Below are 22783 nucleotides of genomic sequence, written 5' to 3' on the forward strand. Positions count from 1 at the left end.
TGCCGGGCTTTCCGCATTCCTGGGGACCTCGATGGACATCAAGAACACCCGCGCCGTCATCACCGGCGGCGTTTCCGGCCTGGGCCTGGCCGTGGCCAAACACCTGGTCGGCGCCGGCGGCAAGGTCGCGCTGCTCGACATCAACGACGACAAGGGCGCGGCCGCCGTTGCCGAGCTGGGTGAAACCAATGCCCGCTACTGGCGCACCGACGTCACCGACGAAGCCCAGGTCGCCGCCAACGTGGCCGCCGCGAAGGACTTCATGGGCGGGCTCAACGCCGCCGTGAACTGCGCCGGCATCCTCGGCGCCGGCCGCGTGCTGGGCAAGGAAGCGCCCATGCCGCTGAAGAACTTCGCCACCACGGTCATGGTGAACCTGGTCGGCAGCTTCAACGTCGCCAAGGCCGCCGCCGACCTGATGCAGCACAACGAGGCCGACGAAGGCGAGCGCGGCATCATCGTCAACACCGCCTCGGTCGCCGCCTACGAAGGCCAGATCGGCCAGGCGGCGTATTCGGCGTCCAAGGGCGGCGTGGTCGGCATGACCCTGCCGATGGCCCGCGAGCTGGCGCGTTTCGGCATCCGCGTGAACACCGTCGCGCCGGGCATCTTCTGGACCCCGATGGTCGATGGCATGCCCGAAGCGGTGCAGCAGTCGCTTTCGGCCTCGATCCCCTTCCCGTCCCGCCTGGGCCGGCCGGAAGAGTTCGCCGACCTGGTCGCCTACCTCATCGGCAACCGCTACCTCAACGGCGAAACCATCCGCCTCGATGGCGCGGTGCGCCTGGCCCCCAAGTAACCCCCGAGCCCACCCCATGAAAGCTTCCGACATCAAGAAAGGCAACGTCGTCGAACACAACGGCACCGTCTACCAGATCCGCGACATCGAGCGCAGCTCGCCGCAGGGTCGCGGTGGCAACGTCAAGTTCCGCTTCACCATGTACAGCGTGCCCGGCGGCGTGAAGTTCGACCTGAGCGTCGGCGGCGACGACGAGCTGCGTGAAGTCGAGCTCAGCCGTCGCGCCAGCACCTTCAGCTACAAGGACGGCGAGGCGTTCGTGTTCCTCGACGCCGAGGACTACACGCCCTACCAGCTCGACGCCGACGTCATCGGCGACGACGCCGGTTACATCACCGACGGCCTGGAAGGCTGCTACGTGCAGCTGATCGAAGACGCCCCGGTGGCCGTGCAGCTGCCGCCGAGCGTGGTGCTGGAGGTCGTGGACACCCCGCCGGAGCTCAAGGGCGGCACCGCGACCAAGCGCCCGAAGCCGGCCAAGCTCAACACCGGCATCGAGATCATGGTGCCGGAGTACATCTCCAACGGCGAGAAGATCCTGGTCAGTACGACGACGGGTGAGTTCGGCGGTCGCGCCTGAGCCATTTCCCGGCCATCCGGCGCAGCGATTCATCCGCCGCCGGATCGGCCGCGAGTTCGCTGATCGGCTTCCACGCCAGGTCCAGCGACTCCTCGCCGACCGCGAAATCTTCGCTGCCGGTCGCCCGCACCACGAAACGCACGTCGTAGTGCCAGTGCTCCGGCTCCTCGCCGCGGGCGGGGATGGCGTGCCGGTCCAGGTCGAAAATCACCGGCTCGACCGCCAGGTCGCCCAGCCCCGATTCTTCTTCGGCTTCCTTGAGCGCCACCGCCGCCAGGTCCGGGTCGCCGTCGGCGTGCCCGCCCAGCTGCAGCCAGCGGCCCAGCCTGCGGTGGTGGGTCAGCAGCACCCGCTGCCCGGCCAGGTCCACCAGCCAGGCCGAGCCGGTGAAATGCCCGGCCAGCCGGCGCCGTTCGTAAACCGGGCCGCGATCGGCGAGCAGGGCCTGGAACAGGTCCACCACCTCGGTTTCCCCGGCATGGTGCCGGCGGTAGTCGGCCAGGGCGGCGGCCAGGTCGAATTCAGGGGGCATGGCACACGGACGGGCGGGGACAGGACCCCCAGTCTACCCACGACGCCCCGCCCGCTCGGGTAAACTCGGGCGATACCTCTGGGGAGAGAGTGTTCATGTCCGAGACCTCGCCGGCCCGTCCGGGTCGCGATCCGAGCCTGCTGCAGGCCCTGTTGCCGCTGCTGGTGCTGTTCATCCTGTTGCCGCTGGCGGTTTACCTCTACGCCGACAATTCGTCCTACGGCGCCAACCAGATTTCGCTGCTGCTGGCGGCCGGCGTCGCCGCCATCATCGGCTTGCGCAACGGCATGCGCTGGGACGACATCCAGGGATCGATCATCCACGGCATCGCCATTTCCGGCACCGCCATCCTGATCCTGCTCGCCGTCGGCGCGCTCATCGGCACCTGGATCCTCTCCGGCGCCGTGCCCACGATGATCCACTACGGCCTGGCCGTGCTGCACCCGTCGTTCTTCTATCCGGCCGTGTGCCTGGTCTGCGCCATCGTCGCGATCACCATCGGCAGCTCCTGGACCGTGGCCGGCACCCTGGGCGTGGCGCTTATCGGCGTGGCCCAGGGCCTGGGCCTGGACGTGGCGATCACCGCCGGCGCGATCATTTCCGGCGCCTATTTCGGCGACAAGCTCTCGCCGCTGTCCGACACCACCAACCTGGCCCCGGCGGCCGCCGGCGGCGAGCTGTTCGCGCACGTGCGGCACATGACCTGGACCACGCTGCCCAGCCTGGCCATCGCCCTGGTCGGTTTCGCCTTCCTCAGCATGGGCAGCACGGCCGGCGACGCCGCGGTGGGTTTCGGCGACCTGTCGAACGAGCTGCAAAAGCACTTCGCGCTTGGCCCGCACCTGCTGATTCCGCTGGTGGTGGTGTTCGTGCTGGCCATCCGGCGTTTCCCGGCCTTCCCGACCATCTTCATCGGTGCCCTGCTCGGTGCCGTGTTCGCCGTGGTCTTCCAGCCCGAGCTGGTCGTGGCCCTGGCCGGCAACGAGGCGCTGTCCCGCCCGATGGCGCTGCTCTCGGGGGCCTGGACGGCGCTGTTCGACGGCTACAAGGGCGAGAGCGGCAATGCCGCCGTCGACGACCTGCTCAACCGCGGCGGCATGTCGAGCATGCTCAACACCGTCTGGCTGATCGTCTGCGCCATGACCTTCGGCGCGGTGATGGACAAGGTCGGCCTGCTCGAGCGGCTTATCCGCAGCGTGCTGAAGATGGCGCGCTCCACCGGATCGCTGATCGTCGCCACCCTGGTCACCGCCTTCGGCACCAATATCCTGGCCGCCGACCAGTACCTGGCCATCGTGCTGCCCGGCCGCATCTACAAGAGTGAATACGAAAAGCGCGGCCTGGCGCCTGAGAACCTTTCGCGCGCACTCGAGGACGCCGGCACCATCACCTCGCCGCTGATTCCCTGGAACACCTGCGGCGCCTACATGGCCGCCACCCTCGGCGTGGCAACGCTCGACTACCTGCCCTACGCCCTGTTCAACCTGGTGAACCCGGTCCTTGCCGGCATCTTTGCCTACATCGGCTTCAAGATCCTCAAGACCAGCCCGAAGGTCGTGGTCGAACATCGCCACCCCGGCTGATCCCCCCATCCAACCCGGAAGACGAACTTGATGGACACCAATTCAATCCACGGCATGTGGTCCTCGCGCCTTGCCTTCATCCTGGCCGCCAGCGGTTCGGCGGTGGGCCTGGGCAACATCTGGCGCTTCCCCTACCTGGCCTCGGACAACGGTGGCGGCGCCTTCGTGCTGATCTACCTGGGCTGCATCCTGCTTGTCGGCCTGCCGATCATGGCCGCCGAGATCCTGATGGGCCGCGAAGGCCGCATGAGCCCGGTGAACACGCTGCGCAAGCTCACCCGCGAAGGTGGCCACAGCGGCGGCTGGACCGTGATCGGCTGGATCGGCATGCTCGCCGCGGTCGCCATCCTGAGCTTCTACAGCGTGGTCGGCGGCTGGACCCTGCACTACGTCTGGCTTTACGTGGCGCAGATCTTCGGTGGCTCGCCGATCAGCGACCCGGGCGCCACCTTCGGCGCCATGCTCGCCAGCCCGACGACGCTGGTCTTCTGGCACAGCCTGTTCATGCTGGTGACCGTGGGCGTGGTGGCGATGGGCGTGGAAAAGGGCCTGGAGCGCGCGGTGAAGTTCCTTATGCCGCTGCTGTTCCTGATCCTGCTGGGCCTGCTGGCCTACGGCATCAGCACCGGCAAGGTGGGCCAGGCCTTCGAGTTCCTGTTCAAGCCCGACTTCAGCGAAGTCACCGGCGACACCCTGCTGGCCGCACTGGGCCAGGCTTTCTTCTCGCTGAGCCTGGGCATGTGCGGCATCATGACCTACGGTGCCTACCTGCCCCGCGACATCTCCATTCCACGCGTCGCCGTGACGGTGGCGGGCATGGACACGGCGGTGGCGCTGCTTGCCGGCCTGGCGATCTTCCCGGTGCTGTTCGCCTTCGGCCTGGATCCGGCGGGCGGCGGCCCGGGCCTGATCTTCACCTCGCTGCCGCTGGCCTTCAACGACATGCCCTTCGGCATTCCTTATGCGGTGGCCTTCTTCGGCCTGCTGTTCGTGGCCGCCTGGACCTCGTCGATCTCGCTGCTGGAGCCGCCGACGGCCTTCCTGGTCGAAATGGGCAAGATGTCGCGCAAGAAGTCGGCGATCATCGCGGCCCTGGTCATCTGGGCCATCGGCCTGGTGACGGCGCTGGGCTTCAACGTCTGGCAGAACGTGCGGGTGTTCGGCCGCGACCTGCAGGGCGCCATCGAATTCGTGGCCTCCGACATCATGCTGCCGGTCGGCGGCCTGCTGATCGCCCTGTTCGCGGGCTACGTGCTCAGCCGCAAGATCACCCAGGACCAGCTGTCGCAGCTCGGCAACATCGGCTTCCAGGCATGGCGCTTCCTGATCTGCATCATCGCCCCGGTGCTGGTGCTGATCGTGCTGGCGGCCAAGCTGCTGGGCTGACACGTCGCCCCATTGTGGGAGGGGCGTCGACCCCGATAGCGGCCCGCGAAAGCGGGCCGTTTTCTTGTTGGCCAGCAAGGATGCCAAGGCCCTGACGTCCGCCTTCGGCCAGGTACGGACATTCAAGGCCGCATTGAGCGGCCGCTGGCCGATACCATCTCAGGAAACACCAAAGCGCGTCTTATCGGTCCGCCCTAAAGCGTCGTTGGAACCCGCGCCACCGAGGTGACACCTCAATCCGAGTTCTCGGTTCGCAACAGATTCAGGATCTCGTTGGCTTGCCCTTCGAGAATCTCGGCTCGCCTGACAACGATGCGGGACGCATCTGCTGCGTACGCAATGTGGTTGGCAAACTCGACATCGGTGAGGAGGGACGCCGCCGTCGCCGGAAACCGGGAGTTGGCCTCAGATGCGTCAAGTTGCGCGTCCTGCGTGAGGAGCAGAATCCCCTCCATCGGATACCGGCGCTTCAGGAAGGCATCCAATCCGCTCGCCTGCTCCACCATGTATCGGTTTCCCTCACCCGCGAAAGGCTGGTACCGGTCCCAGTCCACCAACCTTGAGCGCAGCTGGGCGTTGCTGATCCAGGAGAGTCGGTTGGTCTCGAGTAGCGACCCAAGGGTTCCCGGCTGAAGGCTGATCGGGTTGTACGTGACCACGACCGCGAGGTCCGACTGGAATTCAGCCACACTGAGTGGTGCATGAGCCGAGCCGGTCGCGGCCATTATCCGGCGCGCAGCGTCAATGCGCCGCTCATTTTTTGTTCGGATCCGAGCCAACGCATCGATGTAGCCCGAGAAGTCGGACTCAAGGCCCGCGAGGGCAGCCCGCTCTTCCTCGGCTTCTCCCAATTGGTCCCACCATGCGTCAATGGCGAACGCCAACAGAATCGACCCGACGATCACGACACCTTCGACAGCCACTCGCGACCAAGAAATTCTCTCTTTCATGCCCTCCCCCCTCGGATCGCGCGTTCTAACACCTTGAGTCAAGCCACGACAAAGGCGTCGGCTTGAATGATTGCTTAGGCATGGCGGTCTACTCCAGGGGAAAAGCTCGTTTATGCCAGCGCATGCCTAGCGTCGTCGACACCAGGACTATGGCAGCAGCAGCCAGGAGAGCCACCGTCCCTCCGCCAATTCCTAGGTACGCGATAAAGCCCGCAACCGATCCGGCGGCAACGGATGTGGTGATCCGCCAAGCCCGATTGACGAATAGGTCCAGGGCATCAAAAAGGTCGGACATAGAACCTCGCGCCTGACTACCGTATATGCGGACCCCCCGGGGTCCGGTTATACATCTGATCGGCCTTCGGGCTTTTGGCCGGTAAGCCGATGATTCTCGGAAAGTCTAGGCCGGCCTTGTCCGGTAAACAATCCGTCGAGAATCCGGACGCCGGCTGGCTCCAGGATTTCGTCTCGGAACGTCCAGATCCGCGTCCGGAAAAGCCGCGGTACGCCGGATTCGATGTCCGCTTCGGGTCGGGAGCGGACAATCGAGGAGGCGGAGCAGAAACCCCCCAACGCCCCGCGGCGGGGGTTTGGACCTTCAAACCGTACGACGCCACCTTTGGGGCCTTGGAGTTGCCGCCCGTCATCAGTCAACCGTCGGGTCACCGGCACCACGCAGTGCGGGCAGGACCTTCTCGGCCATGATGCGGAACGTATTTCGATGCGGCTGCGGCACGTTGAAATTGGTCGTGGTAATCACGACGACGGCATCAAATTCGGGGACGACCTGAACACTGTTGCCGCCGGATCCGTTCATCGAATAGGCCTTGACCACGCCGCCTTCCACGGGAAACTGCATCAGCCACCACAGATAGCCGTATTCGATGCCGGCTTCGGGGTCGACGACGGCCTTGGGGCTACGAGACAGCTCCACCCAGGACTCGGGCAGGAGCTGCTGAGCTTGGTAGCGTCCATCGTTGAGATAGATTTCACCCAGCTTGAGCAGGTCCCGGCTACGCAGGGACAGGCCGCCCCCGCCCTGCGCAAGACCCAGCGGCGAGAACTGCCACTCCGGCGCCTCGATTTCCATGGGGGCGAACAACCGTTCCTGCGCGTACTGCTGCAGGGGCATCCCCACCGCACCCTGGACCGCGGCACCCAGCGTGGTCACCCCCGCGGTGCAGTAACGGAAATTCCGACCGTGCGGTGAATCCTTCGGGGCAGGGATCCACGCCGGATAACCCTGGATCGGAAGGTCTAGGAAAAACCCCACCCAGTCTTCAACGAGATACATGCGCTCTTCGTTGCCCCGCGAGAACGAATTCTCGTCATGACACTCCAGCGGCCCCGACATACTCAACAGGGCATCGAAGCTCATCGCACTCTTGCGCGGATCCGGATTGGCTGGAAGCTCGGCGCGCCCAAGAAAAGGCATGACTGCGTCGTCCACGCTACTGATCTTCCCATCGGCGATCGCAGCGCCGACCAGCATGCCAGTAACGGTTTTGGTTACCGATCGTGTGTTCCGGCGCGCCTCGGGGCCCAGCCCGTCGTAGTAGCGCTCAAAAACCACTTCGCCGTGGCGCGAGACCACCAGGCTCGTAATGCTGCCGAAGTCTCCGGCCTCGATGGCCTGGTCCAGCGGGCCGAAGTCAGGCGGCTGCGCCGCGTTCGCGGATTGCAGAGAAAGAAGCGCGATGCCCAGTGCAAGTGAGGTTTTCATTGGATTGTCCGTTCGTTGTGCAAGCCGGAACGGTAGTCGAGGGCCTCAAGGGCGGAATTGTACAGATTTGACGCCTTCGCCTGCCCTCAGGGGCCGCAGGCCGCCCACAGCATTGATCGCAGTTCGGACGGCGTGGTGCCGACTTCCTGGCGCATCGCCCGGATCATGTGGGCATGGTCGAAGAACCCGGCAGCATGCGCCGCATCGGTCAACGAGCCCCATTCCTCGCGCGTCCACTGCGTGATGACACGCTGGAGGCGGTGTCGCCTCAGGAATTGCCCCGGCGTACAGCCTTCGAAGCTTCGAAAGGCGCGCGACAGCTGGGCGGGCTGAACGCCGCAATCCAGCGCCAGCTCGCCCAGCGAGCATGGCTCGTCCGCGGCGAGCAATCGATCGCGTGCCCGACCCAGCCACTTGGGTGCGCGCTGGACCGGCTTCTGCGGTCGCCAGGCAGCGACCTGCAGCAAGGCGTCCATGTCCGCCTCCCTGTCCAGTAGCGTTGCCGAATCACAGCTGCCCAATGTCGATGCAAGACGAAGTGCAGCGGCCAAGGCATCGATACCAAGTCGTCGCGCTCGGACCGAAGCCACTTGATGCGGCCAGTAGCGATCCCAGGCCGCAGGAGGCAGCGAGATGGAGACAAAGTACCCGCCAGGCTGTGCGAACCGGTCGCGATGCCGGGTGCCGGGCGGGTTGAACACAAGCGCCGGCTCGCCGCACTCCGGGGGCATGTCCACGGCGTCGCTCACATAGGTGCCGCGCAGGACAAGGACCAGGTGCGCCTCCTCGTGCTCATGCACTTGGACGTCTTTCGCGGGTACGGTCGCCTGCATCCGTTGCAGTTCGCAATCGCTGATCTGGGCGCGGGCGCCGGGCGAGCCAAGGCAAGGCATCGATTAAGGCCATTCCGGAAGATTCGGCCCGATCAGGCTAGCGGAGTCTGGCACCCCCCTCACGGGCAGGAAGTCACGGGCCGACGAGGATGAGCGAAATCGATGCGGGGCTTGCCTTCGGCATCAAAGGGAAACGGCCCGCTCTCGCGGGCCGTTCCTTCGCGCCTGGAGGCGCTCCTGTCGTTGCTGTTGCGTGCTCAGGCGACCTTGCGGATCTCGCCGGACCTGAGGCGGGACCAGTACGAGTCCAGGTGCTTCTTCACCACCGGCATCAGCAGGTAGACGCCGATCAGGTTGGGGATGGCCATGATGAACAGCAGTGCGTCGGCGATGTCGACGATGCTGCCCAGCGGCATCGTGCAGCCCACCACCGCCATCACCAGGTAGAAGAACTTGAATCCGTACAGCGCCACCTTCGATTCATTGAACAGGAAGCTGCAGGCCTTGGCCCCGTAGTAGGCCCAGGTGATCGTGGTCGAGAATGCGAACAGCAGCACGATCACCGCCAGCGCATAAGGCGTCCAGTCGCCGATGGTCGCGAATGCGTTCGACGTCAGCTGCACGCCGTCGGCGCCGCCGACGATGTGCTGGTTGGTGATGATGATCACCAGCGCCGTCATCGTGCAGATCACCACCGTGTCGATGAACGGTTCCCAGAGCGCGACGAAACCTTCCGTCAGCGGCTCCTTGGTCTTGACCGCCGAGTGTGCGATCGCCGCCGAACCCAGGCCGGCTTCGTTCGAGAACGCAGCGCGGCGGAAGCCCTGGATCAGCGCGCCGATCACGCCGCCGGTCACGCCTTCCGCGGTGAATGCACCGTCGATGATCGCGCCGAAGGCCGCCGGCACCTGGCCGATGTTCGTGAAGATGACGAACAGCGCGCCAAGGATGTACAGCGCCGCCATGCCCGGCACCAGGCGCGCCGTCACCGAACCGATGCGGGTGATGCCACCGATGACCACCACGCCGCCCAGCACCGCGTACACCAGGCCGAACCACAGGCTGCCGTTGCTCATGCCGCCGGTGACGTTTTCGATCTGCGCATAGGCCTGGTTGGCCTGGAACATCGCGCCGGCGCCGATCGCGCCCATCATGGCGCACAGGGCGAAGATGATCGCCAGCGCGCTGCCGAAATGGCGCAGGTTCGGGTAGTTCTCGCTGATGCCGCGGCTCAGGTAGTACATCGGGCCGCCCGAGATCGTGCCGTCGGGTTTTTCAAGCCGGTACATCACGCCCAGGGTGCACTCGACGAACTTCGTGCTCATGCCCAGCAGGCCGGCCAGCACCATCCAGAAGGTGGCGCCCGGGCCACCGATGGTGATGGCCACGGCCACGCCGGCGATGTTGCCCAGGCCCACCGTGCCGGACACCGCCGAGGTGAGCGCACGGAAGTGGCTGACTTCGCCCGCGTCCTTGGACTTGGGGTCGCTGTACTTGCCGCGGATAAGGTCGAAGCCGTGCTTGAAGCCGCGCACGTTGATGAAGCCGAAGTAGAGCGTGAAGATGAAACCGGCCAGGATCAGCCAGCCCACGATCAGCGGGAATTCGACGCCACCGATGGGCACCGAATAGAAGATGCCGCCGGAAACGGTATCGGCGATCGGGCGCACGGCCGCGTCGATGCGTTCGGCGGTGGTCTGCTCGGCGACCGTTCCCTCGACGGCCTCCTGCGCGACGGCCACGGATCCCACGGCCGGCCACATCAGGGCGACCATCAAAAGACGATTCAGCATTTTTACAGCTCCTCCCAAGCCAGCGCGCAGCCTAACCCGAGCGGCGCCCTGCTGCCCACAGCCGGCCGTGAAGGCTGCGGCGGGCGGCGGGACGGAAGCTAGCCACCGGGACCGTCGGGAGTGCCAGCCTCGTCGTCGACGCCGTCTTCATCCGGCGCGGACGCGTCCTGCAGGGCCGCCGGCAGCTTTTTCGAGGGCGCGACGCCCAGCTGGCGCAGCATCTCGGCCTGGCGGACCAGGTTTCCACGGCCCTGGGACAGTTTGCCCAGGGCGTCCTGCTGGGCCTTCTGGGCACGCTCGAGGTGTTCGCCCACCCGACCCAGGTCCTCGGTGAAACCGACGAACTTGTCGTACAGCGCCGCGCCGCGGTCGGCGATGGCCTTGGCATTGCGGGTCTGGGCTTCTGTGCGCCAGATCTGCGCCACCAGGCGCAGCGAGGCCAGCAGGTTGCTCGGACCCACCAGGATGATCTTGCGGGCGAAGGCGTAGTCGTACAGCGACGCATCGCGACGCAGCGCTTCCAGGAACGCAGCCTCGACCGGTACGAACATCAGCACCAGGTCCGGGCTGGAAAGGCCATGCAGGCGGCTGTAATCCTTTTCGCCCAGTTCGCGCACGTGGTTCTTCAGCGCGGCGGTGTGGCTGCCCAGGTGCCGCTCGCGTTCGTCTGAATCTTCGGTGCCGCAGGCGCGCTGGTAATCCAGCAGGGCCACCTTGGCGTCGATGACGATCTGGCGGTCCTCGGGCAGCAACAGCAGCGCATCGGGGCGGTAGCGGTCGCCCTGGTCGTCCTTGAAACTTTCCTGGGTCAGGTACTGCTGGCCCTTTTCCAGGCCGGCGCTTTCGAGCAGGCGCTCGAGCTTGAGCTCGCCCCAGTAACCCTGGGTGCGGTTGTCGGTGGTCAGGGCCCGGGTAAGGCTGCCGGCCTCGTCGCTGAGCTGGCGGTTGAGTTCAAGCAGCTGCTTGAGCTCGGCCTGCAGGGTGACGCGCTCGCGGCCTTCCTTTTCATAGGTGTCGGAAACCACCTTGCGGAAGTCCACCAGCTGCTCGCGCAGCGGGTTGAGCAACTGGCCCAGCTGGTTGGCGTTCTGTTCGCCGAAGCGGCGCGACTTGTCTTCCAGGATTTCCGCGGCCAGGGCCTGGAATTCGGACTTGAGGCGCTCGCGGGCGCTTTCGAGGTCCTGGTAGCGCTGGTGGGCGGCGGCCTGTTCGGCCTGCAGCCGGGCCTCGAGCGCGGCGGCGCGGGTGTCGGCGCCGGCGGCGCGGGCCTCGCTGGCGTCGCGGGCGGCGCGGCTTTCACGCAGCTCGGCGTCGAGCCGGGCCTGGGCCTCGCGGTGTTCGGCCTGCTGGGCCTCACGCTGGCGCCGGCTTCCGGCCGAAACCAGCAGGAATGCCAGCACGGCGCCGGCCAGTACGCCAATCAGGAGAAAAACGAGCTGCGTAGCGGACAAAAGAAAACCCCGGCATCAGTGGATGCCGGGGATTCTAGCCTCCGGGGCGTCTCACCGGCCGAGACGGCCGGCCGGGCGGCCTCAGGCGGCCTTCTTGGCCCAGGCGCTGCACCAGGCGGCCGCGGGCACCGAGAAGCCCGGGAACAGCGTGCAGGCGCCGGTGGCGGCGGTGAAGAACTGGCAGTTGCCGCAGTTGCTGCCCGCCTTGTAGCTCGGGTGCTTAACGGTCGTGGCATCAAGCGCGTAGGCCAGCGCCTTGGCCTGCGGGTTGTCCAGCGGCAGCGGCTTGAGTTCCTGCGCCCAGGCCTGGCCGACCAGGGCCGGGGCCACGAAGGGCACGGCGGCGGCAAGCAGGGCGGCCTTGACCAGGAAGCCACGGCGGGAGGTATTGGGGGTGTTCATGGGTGCTCCTTGGCTACGGAGGGTTTCCGTTGGCTGGCGGCAGTTTACCCATCTGGAGTGAACGCAACGTTGATGCAGGTCAAGGCCACCCGGCGCGGCCCCATCGGCTAGACTTTGGCCCATGGACACCCTGCCCTACGACCCCGCCCAGCTGGCCAACCGGGCCGACGAAATCGTCGCCGCCACCCGCGAACTCGCCGCCCTGGGCTGGACGCCGGCGACCAGCAGCAATTTTTCGATGCGCCTGGACGAGCGCCACGCCGCGATCACCATCTCGGGCCGCGACAAGGGCCGGCTGGTGGCCACGGACATCATGGTCGTGGACATGGCCGGCAAGGCCGTGGCCACCGAACACCGCCCCTCGGCCGAAACCCTGCTGCACACCCAGCTCTACGCCCGCTACCCGGACGTTGGCTGCGTGCTGCACACCCATTCGCACGTGCAGACCGTGGCCTCGCGCCTGTACGCCGCCCAGGGCCACGTGCACCTGGAAGGCTACGAGCTGCTCAAGGCCCTGGCCGGCAACCAGACCCACGAAATGGCCGTCGACGTGCCCGTGCTGGCCAATACCCAGGACATGGACGAACTGGCCAGTTGGGTGGACGCCCTGCTCGACCAGCAGCCGATGTGGGGTTACCTGATCAATGGCCACGGGCTCTACGCCTGGGGCAAGGACATGGCCGAAGCCCGCCGGCACCTGGAAGCCTTCGAATTCCTGCTGTCCTGCGAACTCGACCTCCGGAGACTGCAAGCATGAGCCGCCTTCGCATTTTTGACCACGACGATCCCGCCGCCCCGCTCTCGAGCACCGAGGACCTTGCCGAGATCGCCGCGCGCCTGAAGCCCATCGGCGTGCGCTTCGAGCAGTGGCAGGCCAACGCGCCCGTGCAGCCCGGCGCTTCGCCCGAGGACGTGATGGCGGCCTACCGCGCCGACATCGACCGGCTGGTGGCGGAAAACGGCTTCAACAGCGTGGACGTGGTGTCGATCTCGCCCGACAACCCGGCCAAGGACGCGGCGCGCGCCAAGTTCCTCGACGAGCACTACCACAAGGAAGACGAGGTGCGTTTCTTCGTCGCCGGCTCGGGCCTGTTCTCGCTGCACGTGGGCGACAGGGTCTATGAAATCCGCTGCGAGGCCGGCGACCTGGTCGGCGTGCCCGACGGCACCACGCACTGGTTCGACATGGGCCCGGAGCCGAGCTTCATCGCCATCCGCTTCTTCACCGAAGCAGACGGCTGGGTCGGCCACTTCACCGGCACCGACATCGCCCGGCGTTTCCCCCGCTACGAGCCCGGGCAGGCCGGATGAAACACATCCTCACCGACATCGAAGGCACCACGTCCAGCATCTCGTTCGTGAAGGACGTGCTGTTTCCCTATGCGCGGCGCGCGCTGCCGGGCTTCGTGGCGGCACGGGGCAAGGACCCGGAGGTGCGCCGGTGGCTGGACCAGGTGGCGGCGGAAACCGGCGGTGTCTGCCAGGACGAGATGATCGTCGAGACGCTGCAGGGCTGGATCGACCAGGACCGCAAGCACACCGCGCTCAAGGCCCTGCAGGGCATGATGTGGAAGAACGGCTACGGCCAGGCCGACTTCACCGCCCACATCTACCCCGACGCCGTGCAGGCGCTGCGTGCCTGGCATGCCGCCGGGCATTCGATCAGCGTGTATTCGTCCGGCTCGGTGCCGGCGCAGAAACTTTTTTTCGGGCACTCCGATGCCGGCGACCTGACCGGCCTGATCACCGACTGGTTCGACACCGAATACGGCGGCAAGCGCGAGGCCGACAGCTACCGGCGCATCGTGCAGGCGCTGGGCGTGCCTGCGGCGCAGGTGCTGTTCCTGTCGGACGTGGTCGAAGAGCTCGACGCCGCCCGCCAGGCCGGCCTGGACACCGTGCTGGTGGATCGCCGCCAGGACTACCCGACGGCGCGCACCGGCGAGGCCACGCATGGCCACGCGCGGGTCGAGGACTTCTCCGCCATCAGCCCCTGAGCCGGGGTCAGGGCGCCGCGGTTTCCAGGCGGTAGGACGTGGATGCCCTGATTTCGCCGCGCCAGCGGTCGAAGGCGCGCACCTCGACCAGGTAATCACCCGGGCCCAGGTCGGTCGGCAGCGCGCCGCGCCAGAGATGGGTCGTTTCCACCGCTTCCGGCAGGCGGTCGTAGCTGCGCAGCTGGCCGGCGGCATCGTCGAGCAGGTTCCGCGTGCGCAGGGCCGGGTCGGGCTGGTCGCTCAGGCGCATGGCCCGCCAGTCGCCGCCGTTGACGCGGTATTCGACGCGGCTGTCGGGTTCGCCCATGTAGACGTTGGCGTAGACGCCCACCCCCGGATAGGCGCCCGCGCGCAGCACCTTCGGCGCGTGCAGGTGCATGGCCACGTCGCCGCCACGGGCGACGTGCCAACGCAGGGCATAGCCACCGTCGGCGTCGAACCTGGCGCTGGCGTAGCCGTTGGGCGTGCCGTCGGACATGCGCGAATCCGGGATGCCATCGGCGTCCTTCAGCCCGCTCCAGTAACCGCCGCAGGCGGCGCCGACGTTGTACTCGTGCAGCGGCTCGGCGCCGGACCAGCCGTCGGCGGGGCCGTGGCGGTGGTGGCGCTGCACGTGGCCGTGGGCTGTCAGCAACAACACCCGGGTGAAGGGCTTCAACAGCGCGAACAGGCGCTCGCGGTCGGCGCGGCGGAAGGTTTCGCGGCCCGGCTCGTCGAAGAACGGGATGTGCGCGGCCAGCACCAGGCGGCGATCGCGCGGCAGCCCGTCCAGGTAGGCCGCCAGGAAGGCGAACTGGTCTTCGCGCAGGCCGCCCACATAGGGCCTGGCGGCGCCCGGCTGGTAGATGACGTCGTCGAGCACGATGAAGCTCGCGTGGGCTTCTTCCCAGGCAAAGGTGTCGGGCCCGAAGTGGCGGCGGAAGGTATCGAGCGAACGTTCGTCGCCGGCCGCGTCAAAGTCCAGGTCGTGGTTGCCGGCGGCGTGCAGCCAGGGCGTGCGCAGGCTCGCGGTGTGCCGGGTCATGGCCGGGTAAAGCGACAGGTCGTCGCTGACCACGTCGCCCAGGGTCAGGCCCAGGTCGGCCGCCGGCGCGCCCCTGGCCGCGCCCACGATCGGCGCGACGATGTCGCGGGCGTAGTAGTCGACGTCGATGGCGGTCCTGGGCTGCGGGTCGCCGAACACCAGCACCTCCAGCGGCTCCGCGGCCGCCACGGCCCCGGGCAACAGCGCGAAATCGTGGCAGCGCGTTGCCTGCCTGGGCAGGCCGCCGTAACGCAGCGCCGGCTGCCGGCTGCGCACGACGTGGCGCCAGAATACCGGCAGGCCGTCGGCGCCCGACGGAAACCGGTGGCTGGCCGGTTTGATCACGAACACGGTGTGGTCGGGCGACGGCGGCAATGACCAGCGACCCAGGGCGTCGGTGCGCACGATGCGGCGGCCGTCGGACACCTGCACGCCGGCCAGCGCCGGCTCGCCGCGGTCACGCCGGCCGTCGCCGTCCGTGTCCTCGAACACCACGCCGGCATTGCAGGCGCGTGCCATGGCCTCCGGGGACAGGACCGCCAACGGCAACAGCCAGGCAAGGATCAACAGGCGCATGCACGACTCCCGGGAAAGGAAGCGCGATTATCGCCAATCCGCCGCCGCCCTGCCCTCAGCCCGCCGCGGCGTGGCGATCGCGCAGTACGGCTTCCACGTCGGCCAGGCCCAAGCCGCGCGAACGCAGCAGCACCAGCAGGTGGAAAGCCAGGTCGGCGGCTTCGCCGAGCAAGGCCGCATCGTCCTGGGCGACGGCGGCCAGCGCGGTTTCCACGCCTTCCTCGCCCACCTTCTGGGCGATCCGGCGGGTACCGTCGGCGAACAGCCGGCTGCTGTAGCTGCCCGCCGGGCGCTCGCGTTCGCGACGTGCGACCAGGCTGTCGAGCTGGGGCAGGAAGGCGCTGGGGGCATCGGGGAAACAGCTGGCCCGGTCCAGGTGGCAGGTCGGGCCGGCGGGACGCGCCGTCACCAGCAGGGTGTCGGCGTCGCAGTCCGCCTGCACCGACACCAGCGCCAGCACGTTGCCGGTGGACTCGCCCTTCATCCACAGGCGCTGCTTGCTGCGGCTGTAGAAGGTGACCCGGCCGGTGGCCAGGGTGGCGTCGAGCGCGGCGCGGTCCATGTAACCCAGCATCAGCACCCGGTGGTCATTGGCGTCCTGCACGATGGCCGGCAGCAGGCCCTGCTGCTTGCCCCAGGCCAGGGCGTCGATCTGTTCAGGCGTCATCACGCACCTCGATGCCGCGCGTGCGCAGCGTGGATTTGAGTTCCCGGATCCGCACGCTGCCGGCGTGGAATACGCTGGCCGCCAGGGCGGCGTCGACGTCGGCCCGTTCGAAGGCAGCGACGAAGTGCGCCGCTTCACCGGCGCCGCCCGAGGCCACCAGCGGCACCCGGCAAATCGCCCGCACCGCCTGCAGCTGCTCGATGTCGTAACCACCGCGCACGCCGTCGGCGCCCATGCAGTTGAGCACGATCTCGCCGGCGCCCAGGGCCTGCACCTCGTCCACCCAGTCCAGGGTGCGGCGCGGCAGCGCCTGGGTGCGGTCGGGGTCGCCGGTGTAGGCGCGGACGCGCCATTCGCCGTCGGCGTCGCGCAGGCTGTCGATGCCGACCACCACGCACTGGACGCCGAACTCGGCCGCAAGTTCCGACACCAGCGCCGGGTGGTCCAGCGCCGGCGTATTCACCGACACCTTGTCGGCGCCGGCATGCAGCACGGCCCGCGCCTGCTGCACCGAACGGATGCCGCCGGCGACGCAGAACGGAATGTCCAGCAGCCGGGCCACGCGTTCGACCCAGCCGACGTCGACGCCGCGGCCCTGCGGGCTGGCGGTGATGTCGTAGAACACCAGCTCGTCGGCGCCCTCGTCACGGTAGCGCAGGGCCAGGTCCTCGATGGCGCCCATGACTACGTGGTCGCGGAAGCGCACGCCCTTGACCACCTCGCCGTCGCGCACGTCCAGGCAGGGAATGATGCGGCGGCTCAGCATGGCGGGGCCTCCGCCAGCGCGTCGCGCAGGTCCAGCTTGCCGTCCAGCAGGGCCTTGCCCAGCACGATGCCGCTGCAGCCGGCCTCGCGGGCGGCGGCGACGTCGGCCAGGTCGCGGGCGCCGCCCGATGCCTGCACGGCCAGGCGCGGGAAACGCAGGCACAGGTAGCGGTAGAGCTCGATGTTCGGGCCCGACAGCATGCCGTCGCGGCTGATGTCGGTGCACAGCAGGTGGCGCAGGCCGACTTCGTCGTAGGCGGCGGCGAGTACGTCCAGCTCCTTGCTGCCGTCTTCGGTCCAGCCATGCACGGGCAGGCGCCAGCGACCCTCGGCGTCGCGTCGGGTATCGAGCGCCAGGGTCAGGCGCGCGGCGCCGTAACGCGCCACCCAGGACGCCACGCGCCCGGTTTCGCGCACGGCCAGCGAGCCCACCACGACGCGATCGGCGCCGGCCTCGAGCAGCGATTCCACGTCGGCTTCGGCGCGCACGCCGCCGCCGGTTTGCACCTTCAGCGGCGTCTCGGCCTTCAGCCGGCGCAGCAGCGGCGCCAGCGTGTATCCCCCGGCGCGGGCGGCGTCCAGGTCCACCAGGTGCAGCCAGGTGGCACCGTCCCGGGCGTACTGCCGCGCCAGCTCGAAGGGGTCGGCCGGGTAGCGGGTTTCCTGCGCATAGTCTCCCTGGCGCAGGCGCACGACGCGACCGTCGCGCACGTCGATGGCGGGGTAAAGGAGGAAGTCGGACATCACAGGCCCCGCTCGATGAAGTTGGCCAGCAAGCGGGCACCGAAGCCGGCCGAACGCTCCGGGTGGAACTGGGCGCCGGCGACCAGGCCGCACTGCACGAGGGCGGCGAATTCATCGCCGTGTTCGCTGCTGGCGAGGGTGTTGGCGTCGACGGGCGCGGCATAACCGTGCACGAAGTACACCTGGGCGCCGTCGGGAATGCCATCAAGCAGCGGGCTGTCGCCGCGCGGCCGCAGGCGGTTCCAGCCCATGTGCGGAACCCGCAGGCCGGCGGCCGGCTGCATGCGGCGAACGCGGCCGGGCAGCAGGCCCAGGCACTCCACCCCGCCTTCTTCGGACGACTCGAACAGCAGCTGCATGCCCAGGCAGATGCCCAGCAGCGGCTTTTCCAGCGCGCGCAGGGTCGGCACCAGGTCGAGCTCGCGCAGGCGGGCCATGCCGGGCGCGGCGGCGCCGACACCGGGCAGGATCACGCGATCGGCGGCGGCGATGACCTTGGCGTCGCCGCTTACCACCGGCGCCACGCCCAGGCGTTCCAGGGCATAACGCACGGAGCCGAGGTTGGCGCCGCCGGAATCGACCAGCACGACCTTCACAGCACGCCCTTGGTGGTGGGCAGCTCGCGGCCCTCGCGACGCATGGCCTTGCGCAGCGCACGCGCGACTGCCTTGAAGCAGGCCTCGACCTGGTGGTGGCTGTTCTCGCCCTGCACGCGCAGGTGCAGGCTCACACGCGCCTCGTCGGCCAGCGACCGGAAGAAGTGCGGCACCAGTTCGGTCGACAGCCCGCCGACCTCGCTGCGGGCGAAGCTGCCCTCGAAGACGAAGTACGGCCGCCCGGAAAGATCCACCGCCGCACCGGCCAGGGTTTCGTCCATCGGAAGCGTTATCGCACCGCGGCCGACCGAATCGCCATAACGGCCGACGCCGCGTTTGTCCTGCAGGGCTTCGCGCAGGGCCTGACCCAGGGCCAGGGCGCAGTCTTCTACGGTGTGGTGTTCGTCGATGTGCAAGTCACCTTCGCAGCGCAGGTCGAGCGCGAAGCCGCCGTGTTTACCGAGCTGCTCGAGCATGTGGTCGAAAAAGCCCAGGCCGGTGCTGACCTTCGGGTCGGCCGGCTGGTCGAGGTCCACCGCAACGCGGACGCGGGTTTCCTTGGTGTTGCGCTCCACCACCGCAGTGCGGGGCGCGTTGGCCAGCGCGTGGGCGATGCCGGCCCAGGTATCCGGCCCGGGTGCCAGGCGGAATCCACGGCAGCCCAGGTTGCGCGCCAGCTGCAGGTCGGTGTCGCGATCGCCGACCACGGCCGAGTTGGCCAGGTCGATGGAGCGGTCGCGCAGGTAGTCCATCAGCAGGCCCAGTTCGGGCTTGCGGGTGGGTTTGTTCTCGTGTTCGAAGCTCTCGTCCACCAGCACGTCGCGGAAAACGATGCCCTGCGACGCCAGCACCTGGATGACAAGCGCCTGCGGGCCTTCGAACTGTTCGCGCGGGAAGGACGGCGTGCCCAGGCCGTCCTGGTTGGTGACCATGACGAACTGCCAGCCGGCGTCGCGCAGCTGCAGCATGGCCGGGATCACGCCCTCCACGAAACGCACTTTCTCGAAGGCGTCCACCTGGAAGTCGGAGGGCTCTTCGATGATCGTTCCGTCGCGGTCGACGAACAGGATGCGCTGGCCGCTCATGCCGCTGCCCTCCCCGCCCGCAGGGCAGCAAGCACCGCGTCGTTTTCCTCGGCCTTGCCGATGCTGATGCGCAATGCGTCGGCCAGCTGCGGCGAGGCGCGCATGTCGCGCACCACCACGCCAGCCGCCAGCAGGCGGGCGAAGGCCAGCCCGGCGTCCTCGAACCGCGCCAGCAGGTAATTGCCCTGCGAGGCATACACGCGGCGCACGCCCGGACAGGCCGCCAGCTCGACGCGCAGGCGCTCGCGCTCGGCGCGAACGGCCTGCACGTACTGGCGGGTCAATGCCAGCGCCTGCCCGGACAGTCCGGCCAGCGCCAGCTGCACACAGGGCGAAGGCAGCGGATACGGCGCCTGGCAATTGCGCAGCACCTGCACCAGGCCCGCATCGGCCAGCAGGCAACCGATGCGCGCCGCCGCCAGTGCGTGCGCCTTGGACAGCGTGCGCAGCACGGCCAGGTTCGGCTGGACGTCGATGTCGCGGGCCAGCGACGGCTGGTCGCTGAATTCGCCATAGGCTTCGTCCACCACCACCAGCGCGCGCCCGGCCAGTCGCCGCGCCAGATCGAGCAGGTCGCCGGCGGCGACGGCCTGGCCGGTCGGGTTGGCCGGCGAACACACGAACACCAGTTTGGCGCCATGGGCGATGGCGGCGTTGGCCAGGGCGTCGAGATCGCATTCAAAGCCATCGGCGCCGTCGCGCAGCGGCACTTCGACCATGGGCGCGCCCTGCAGGCGCGCGCTGACGGCGTACATGCCGAACACCGGCGGCGCGATCACCACGGCGTCCTTGCCCGGGCGGCACAGGGCGCGCACCAGCAGGTCGATGGCTTCGTCGCTGCCGCGACCCACCAGCACCTGCTCGGCGCGCACACCATAGAGCTCGCCCAGCCTGGCGCGCAGGGCCTCCGGCTGGGGATCGGGGTAACGGTTCGCGCCGAGGCCGCCGTCGGCCGGGTTACGCCAGGCGCTTTCGTTGGCGTTGAGCCAGATGCTGCCGCTGGTGCCGCTGCGGCGCGCCGAGGCGTAACCGGCGAAGGCGCGCAGGTCGTCGCGTACCAGTTCCAGCAGCGGGTTCATGCCGCACCCGCCAGGCGCCGGAGCACCGACTGCGCGTGCGCCTCCAGGCCTTCGGCCCGCGCCATGACCACCGCACAGGGTCCGATGGCGGCCAGCCCTTCCCGGCTGACCTCCTGGAAGCTGATCGTCTTCTGGAAACTGGCCACGCTGACGCCACTCCAAGCGCGGGCGGCGCCATTGGTCGGCAGCACGTGGTTGGTGCCCGAGCAATAGTCGCCCAGGCCCTCGGGCGCGTAGTCGCCCAAGAACACCGAGCCGGCACTTTGCACTTTCTCCAGCCAGGCACGGGGTTCGCGCAGGGCCAGGATCAGGTGTTCCGGCGCGTAGTCGTTCGAGAGCGAGAAGGCATCGTCAAGATTGTCGACCAGGACCAGGCGGGCGTGCTGCAGGGCACTCTCGGCGATGTCCCGGCGCGGCAGGCCGGCCAGCTGGCGACGGACCTCGAGCCCGACCGCGTCGAGCAGGGCCGGCGAATCAGTGGCCAGGATGACCTGCGAATCCGGGCCGTGTTCGGCCTGGGACAGCAGGTCGGCAGCCACGTGTTCCGGCAGCGCGCCGGCGTCGGCGATCACCAGGACTTCTGACGGGCCGGCGGGCATGTCGATCGCCGGGCCGCCAGCCATCATGGCGGCGAACTGCTTGGCGGCCGTGACGTAGCGATTGCCCGGGCCGAACAGCTTGTCGCAGCGCGGCACGCTGTCGGTGCCCAGGGCCATGGCGGCGATCGCCTGGGCGCCGCCGAGCTTGAACACCTGGCCGATGCCGCACAGCTTCGCGGCCACCAGCACCGCCGGGTCGGCCCGGCCGTCGGCGCGCGGCGGCGTGCACAGCACCACCTGCGGGCAGCCCGCCAACGACGCCGGCACGCCCAGCATCAGCGCGGTGGACGGCAGCGGCGCCGAGCCCGCGGGCACGTACAGGCCAACGCGCGCGATCGGCCGCAGCATGCGTCCGCAGGAAACCCCCGGCGCGGTCTCCACTTCAAACCCCTTGCCCATGCCGGCGCTGTGCCAGGCCTTCAGGCGGCCGATGGCATCGCGCATCGCCGTACGCAGCGCCGGGTCGAGCCCGGCTTCGGCCTCGGCGAACTCGGCCTCGCTGACCGCGAAGTCGGCGATCTCGACATTGTCGAAGCGCCGGGTCAGCGCGCGCAGCGCACCGTCGCCGTCGGCGCGCACCTGGTTGAAGATGCGGCGAACGGCCGCCTCCAGGTCGTCCTGCTCGCCGCCGCCGGGGCGCTCGAGCGCGCGGGCGCGCGCTTGTGGATCCAGGGCCGTCCAGTCCAGTCGTTTCATTGCAGCATCTGCTCCACCGGCAGCACCAGCAGGCCCGTGGCCCCGGCGCGTTTCATGTCTTCCAGTCGCTGCCAGGTCATGGCGCTGCGGCACAGGGCCTGCAGGGCCACCTGGTCGCGCTGGCCTTCGATGGCCATCACGGTGGGCGGTTCGGCGTCGGGCAGCAGTTTGAGCAGGCCCGGCACGGCCTCGCGCGCGGCCTGGAACAGCACCAGTTTGCTGGCTCGCACGCTCAAGACCGCGTCAAGGCGGCGCAGCAGCATCGCCGCCAGCTCCGCGCGCGCGTCGCCAAACGGCTGCGCGGGTGCGGCCAGCACCGCCTGGCTTTCGAACACGATGGCGGCTTCCTTGAGCTGGTTGGCCATGAGCGTGGCGCCGGTGGACACCAGGTCGCAGATGGCTTCGGCCTTGCCCAGGCGCGGGGCGATTTCGACCGAGCCAGACAGCACCACGGGGTCGGCCTGCACGCCCTGCCCCTGCAGCCAGCGCGCCAGCAGCTGGGGATAGCTGGTGGCGATGCGCAGGCCGGCCAGGCGTTCGGGGCCCGGCCATTGCCACTCGTTGGGCACCGCCACCGACAGGCGGCAGCGGCCAAAACCCAGGTCGCGGATGGCCCGGTAGGCCTCGGGCTGGCCACTGGCGGCACGCTCGAGCGCCTGCTCTTCAAGTACGTTCTGGCCGACCACGCCCAGGTCGCAGGTCCCTTCGGCGATCAGGCCGGGGATGTCGTCGTCACGCACCAGCAGCAGGTCGATGGGCAGCGATTCGCCATAGCAGAACAGGCGGTCGCGGCTTTCCCGGAACGCCAGGCCGGCCCGCGCGAGCAGGTCGCGGGCAGGATCGGACAGGCGGCCGGATTTCTGGATGGCAATGCGCAGTCGGTCGTGCGTCCTCATGACGCCTCCGTTTACTTGAAAGGGAAA

The 22783-nt window shown here is 68.4% G+C and carries 23 protein-coding genes; 7 read left to right on the plus strand and 16 right to left on the minus strand.

The genetic code is table 11. The features are described 5' to 3' along the window. Nucleotides 1–31: 31 nt before the first annotated feature. Both ACYVJH_RS04245 and yeiP read left to right on the plus strand, forming a co-directional pair. Nucleotides 32–799 carry an SDR family NAD(P)-dependent oxidoreductase gene (locus ACYVJH_RS04245; protein ID WP_460453402.1) on the plus strand — a complete coding sequence of 256 codons (768 nt, stop codon included), beginning with the start codon at nucleotides 32–34 and terminating at the stop codon, nucleotides 797–799. 16 nt (nucleotides 800–815) lie between these two features. Then, nucleotides 816–1379 (plus strand): elongation factor P-like protein YeiP, encoded by a 564-nt coding sequence (gene yeiP, locus ACYVJH_RS04250; RefSeq protein WP_374605267.1) that lies wholly within the window; start codon nucleotides 816–818, stop codon nucleotides 1377–1379. On the opposite strand, the gene ACYVJH_RS04255 is transcribed toward yeiP, so the two are convergent. Next, nucleotides 1342–1911 carry an NUDIX hydrolase gene (locus ACYVJH_RS04255; RefSeq protein WP_460453403.1) on the minus strand — a complete coding sequence of 190 codons (570 nt, stop codon included), beginning with the start codon at nucleotides 1909–1911 and terminating at the stop codon, nucleotides 1342–1344. The genes yeiP and ACYVJH_RS04255 overlap by 38 nt on opposite strands. A gap of 95 nt (nucleotides 1912–2006) precedes the next feature. On the opposite strand from ACYVJH_RS04255, the gene nhaC reads away from it, so the two are divergent. Together nhaC and ACYVJH_RS04265 are read left to right on the plus strand one after the other, a co-directional pair. Next, nucleotides 2007–3494 carry a Na+/H+ antiporter NhaC gene (nhaC, locus tag ACYVJH_RS04260; protein ID WP_460453404.1) on the plus strand — a complete coding sequence of 496 codons (1488 nt, stop codon included), beginning with the start codon at nucleotides 2007–2009 and terminating at the stop codon, nucleotides 3492–3494. Between the two features lie 30 nt (nucleotides 3495–3524). Further along, entirely contained in the window at nucleotides 3525–4880 is a 1356-nt protein-coding gene (locus tag ACYVJH_RS04265; protein ID WP_460453405.1) for a sodium-dependent transporter, read from the plus strand. 233 nt (nucleotides 4881–5113) lie between these two features. Here the strand turns inward: ACYVJH_RS04265 and ACYVJH_RS04270 are convergent, their stop codons facing one another. The 6 genes from ACYVJH_RS04270 to ACYVJH_RS04295 all read right to left on the minus strand — a co-directional run bounded on the left by ACYVJH_RS04270 (nucleotide 5114) and on the right by ACYVJH_RS04295 (nucleotide 12032). Then, nucleotides 5114–5830 carry a hypothetical protein gene (locus ACYVJH_RS04270; protein ID WP_460453406.1) on the minus strand — a complete coding sequence of 239 codons (717 nt, stop codon included), beginning with the start codon at nucleotides 5828–5830 and terminating at the stop codon, nucleotides 5114–5116. 646 nt (nucleotides 5831–6476) lie between these two features. Beyond that, nucleotides 6477–7553: a serine hydrolase domain-containing protein gene (locus tag ACYVJH_RS04275; protein ID WP_460453407.1), complete on the minus strand. Its 1077-nt coding sequence runs from the start codon at nucleotides 7551–7553 to the stop codon at nucleotides 6477–6479. Nucleotides 7554–7639: 86 nt separating this feature from the next. Beyond that, nucleotides 7640–8446 (minus strand): helix-turn-helix transcriptional regulator, encoded by an 807-nt coding sequence (locus ACYVJH_RS04280; protein ID WP_460453408.1) that lies wholly within the window; start codon nucleotides 8444–8446, stop codon nucleotides 7640–7642. A 197-nt stretch (nucleotides 8447–8643) separates the two neighbouring features. Continuing rightward, complete coding sequence (locus ACYVJH_RS04285) at nucleotides 8644–10179, minus strand: alanine/glycine:cation symporter family protein (protein ID WP_460453409.1); 1536 nt, start codon at nucleotides 10177–10179, stop codon at nucleotides 8644–8646. 98 nt (nucleotides 10180–10277) lie between these two features. Then, on the minus strand, nucleotides 10278–11630 hold the full coding sequence (locus ACYVJH_RS04290; RefSeq protein ID WP_460453410.1) for a DNA recombination protein RmuC: 1353 nt from the start codon (nucleotides 11628–11630) through the stop codon (nucleotides 10278–10280). Nucleotides 11631–11711: 81 nt separating this feature from the next. Continuing rightward, nucleotides 11712–12032, minus strand: a complete 321-nt coding sequence (locus ACYVJH_RS04295; RefSeq protein WP_460453411.1) for a high-potential iron-sulfur protein — start codon at nucleotides 12030–12032, stop codon at nucleotides 11712–11714. 121 nt (nucleotides 12033–12153) lie between these two features. On the opposite strand from ACYVJH_RS04295, the gene ACYVJH_RS04300 reads away from it, so the two are divergent. Genes ACYVJH_RS04300 through mtnC form a run of 3 tightly spaced genes read left to right on the plus strand, consistent with a single transcriptional unit; the run spans nucleotide 12154 to nucleotide 14029 of the window. After that, on the plus strand, nucleotides 12154–12789 hold the full coding sequence (locus tag ACYVJH_RS04300; protein WP_460453412.1) for a methylthioribulose 1-phosphate dehydratase: 636 nt from the start codon (nucleotides 12154–12156) through the stop codon (nucleotides 12787–12789). Beyond that, nucleotides 12786–13343, plus strand: coding sequence for a 1,2-dihydroxy-3-keto-5-methylthiopentene dioxygenase (locus tag ACYVJH_RS04305; protein ID WP_460453413.1), 558 nt, complete (start codon nucleotides 12786–12788; stop codon nucleotides 13341–13343). Before ACYVJH_RS04300 ends, ACYVJH_RS04305 begins: the two co-directional genes overlap by 4 nt. Continuing rightward, nucleotides 13340–14029, plus strand: coding sequence for an acireductone synthase (mtnC, locus tag ACYVJH_RS04310; protein ID WP_460453414.1), 690 nt, complete (start codon nucleotides 13340–13342; stop codon nucleotides 14027–14029). The genes ACYVJH_RS04305 and mtnC overlap by 4 nt, the downstream gene beginning before the upstream one ends. Nucleotides 14030–14036: 7 nt before the next feature. Here mtnC and ACYVJH_RS04315 read toward each other — a convergent pair whose 3' ends face one another. Genes ACYVJH_RS04315 through hisG form a run of 9 tightly spaced genes read right to left on the minus strand, consistent with a single transcriptional unit; the run spans nucleotide 14037 to nucleotide 22756 of the window. Next, nucleotides 14037–15629: a calcineurin-like phosphoesterase C-terminal domain-containing protein gene (locus ACYVJH_RS04315; RefSeq protein ID WP_460453415.1), complete on the minus strand. Its 1593-nt coding sequence runs from the start codon at nucleotides 15627–15629 to the stop codon at nucleotides 14037–14039. Between the two features lie 55 nt (nucleotides 15630–15684). Next, the gene (gene hisIE / locus ACYVJH_RS04320; protein WP_460453416.1) at nucleotides 15685–16296 is read right to left on the minus strand and encodes a bifunctional phosphoribosyl-AMP cyclohydrolase/phosphoribosyl-ATP diphosphatase HisIE; all 612 of its coding nucleotides are present in this window, start codon (nucleotides 16294–16296) and stop codon (nucleotides 15685–15687) included. Beyond that, on the minus strand, nucleotides 16286–17062 hold the full coding sequence (hisF, locus tag ACYVJH_RS04325; RefSeq protein ID WP_460453417.1) for an imidazole glycerol phosphate synthase subunit HisF: 777 nt from the start codon (nucleotides 17060–17062) through the stop codon (nucleotides 16286–16288). The genes hisIE and hisF overlap by 11 nt, the downstream gene beginning before the upstream one ends. Then, nucleotides 17056–17805 (minus strand): 1-(5-phosphoribosyl)-5-[(5-phosphoribosylamino)methylideneamino]imidazole-4-carboxamide isomerase, encoded by a 750-nt coding sequence (hisA, locus tag ACYVJH_RS04330; protein ID WP_460453418.1) that lies wholly within the window; start codon nucleotides 17803–17805, stop codon nucleotides 17056–17058. The genes hisF and hisA overlap by 7 nt, the downstream gene beginning before the upstream one ends. Next, on the minus strand, nucleotides 17805–18401 hold the full coding sequence (gene hisH / locus ACYVJH_RS04335) for an imidazole glycerol phosphate synthase subunit HisH (protein WP_460453419.1): 597 nt from the start codon (nucleotides 18399–18401) through the stop codon (nucleotides 17805–17807). Before hisH ends, hisA begins: the two co-directional genes overlap by 1 nt. Next, on the minus strand, nucleotides 18398–19486 hold the full coding sequence (gene hisB / locus ACYVJH_RS04340) for a bifunctional histidinol-phosphatase/imidazoleglycerol-phosphate dehydratase HisB (protein WP_460453420.1): 1089 nt from the start codon (nucleotides 19484–19486) through the stop codon (nucleotides 18398–18400). The genes hisH and hisB overlap by 4 nt, the downstream gene beginning before the upstream one ends. After that, on the minus strand, nucleotides 19483–20565 hold the full coding sequence (hisC, locus tag ACYVJH_RS04345) for a histidinol-phosphate transaminase (RefSeq protein WP_460453421.1): 1083 nt from the start codon (nucleotides 20563–20565) through the stop codon (nucleotides 19483–19485). The genes hisB and hisC overlap by 4 nt, the downstream gene beginning before the upstream one ends. Continuing rightward, complete coding sequence (hisD, locus tag ACYVJH_RS04350; RefSeq protein ID WP_460453422.1) at nucleotides 20562–21860, minus strand: histidinol dehydrogenase; 1299 nt, start codon at nucleotides 21858–21860, stop codon at nucleotides 20562–20564. Before hisD ends, hisC begins: the two co-directional genes overlap by 4 nt. Continuing rightward, nucleotides 21857–22756: an ATP phosphoribosyltransferase gene (hisG, locus tag ACYVJH_RS04355; RefSeq protein WP_460453423.1), complete on the minus strand. Its 900-nt coding sequence runs from the start codon at nucleotides 22754–22756 to the stop codon at nucleotides 21857–21859. The genes hisD and hisG overlap by 4 nt, the downstream gene beginning before the upstream one ends. Nucleotides 22757–22783: the final 27 nt, after the last annotated feature.

It is taken from the genome of Arenimonas aestuarii (assembly GCF_054781715.1).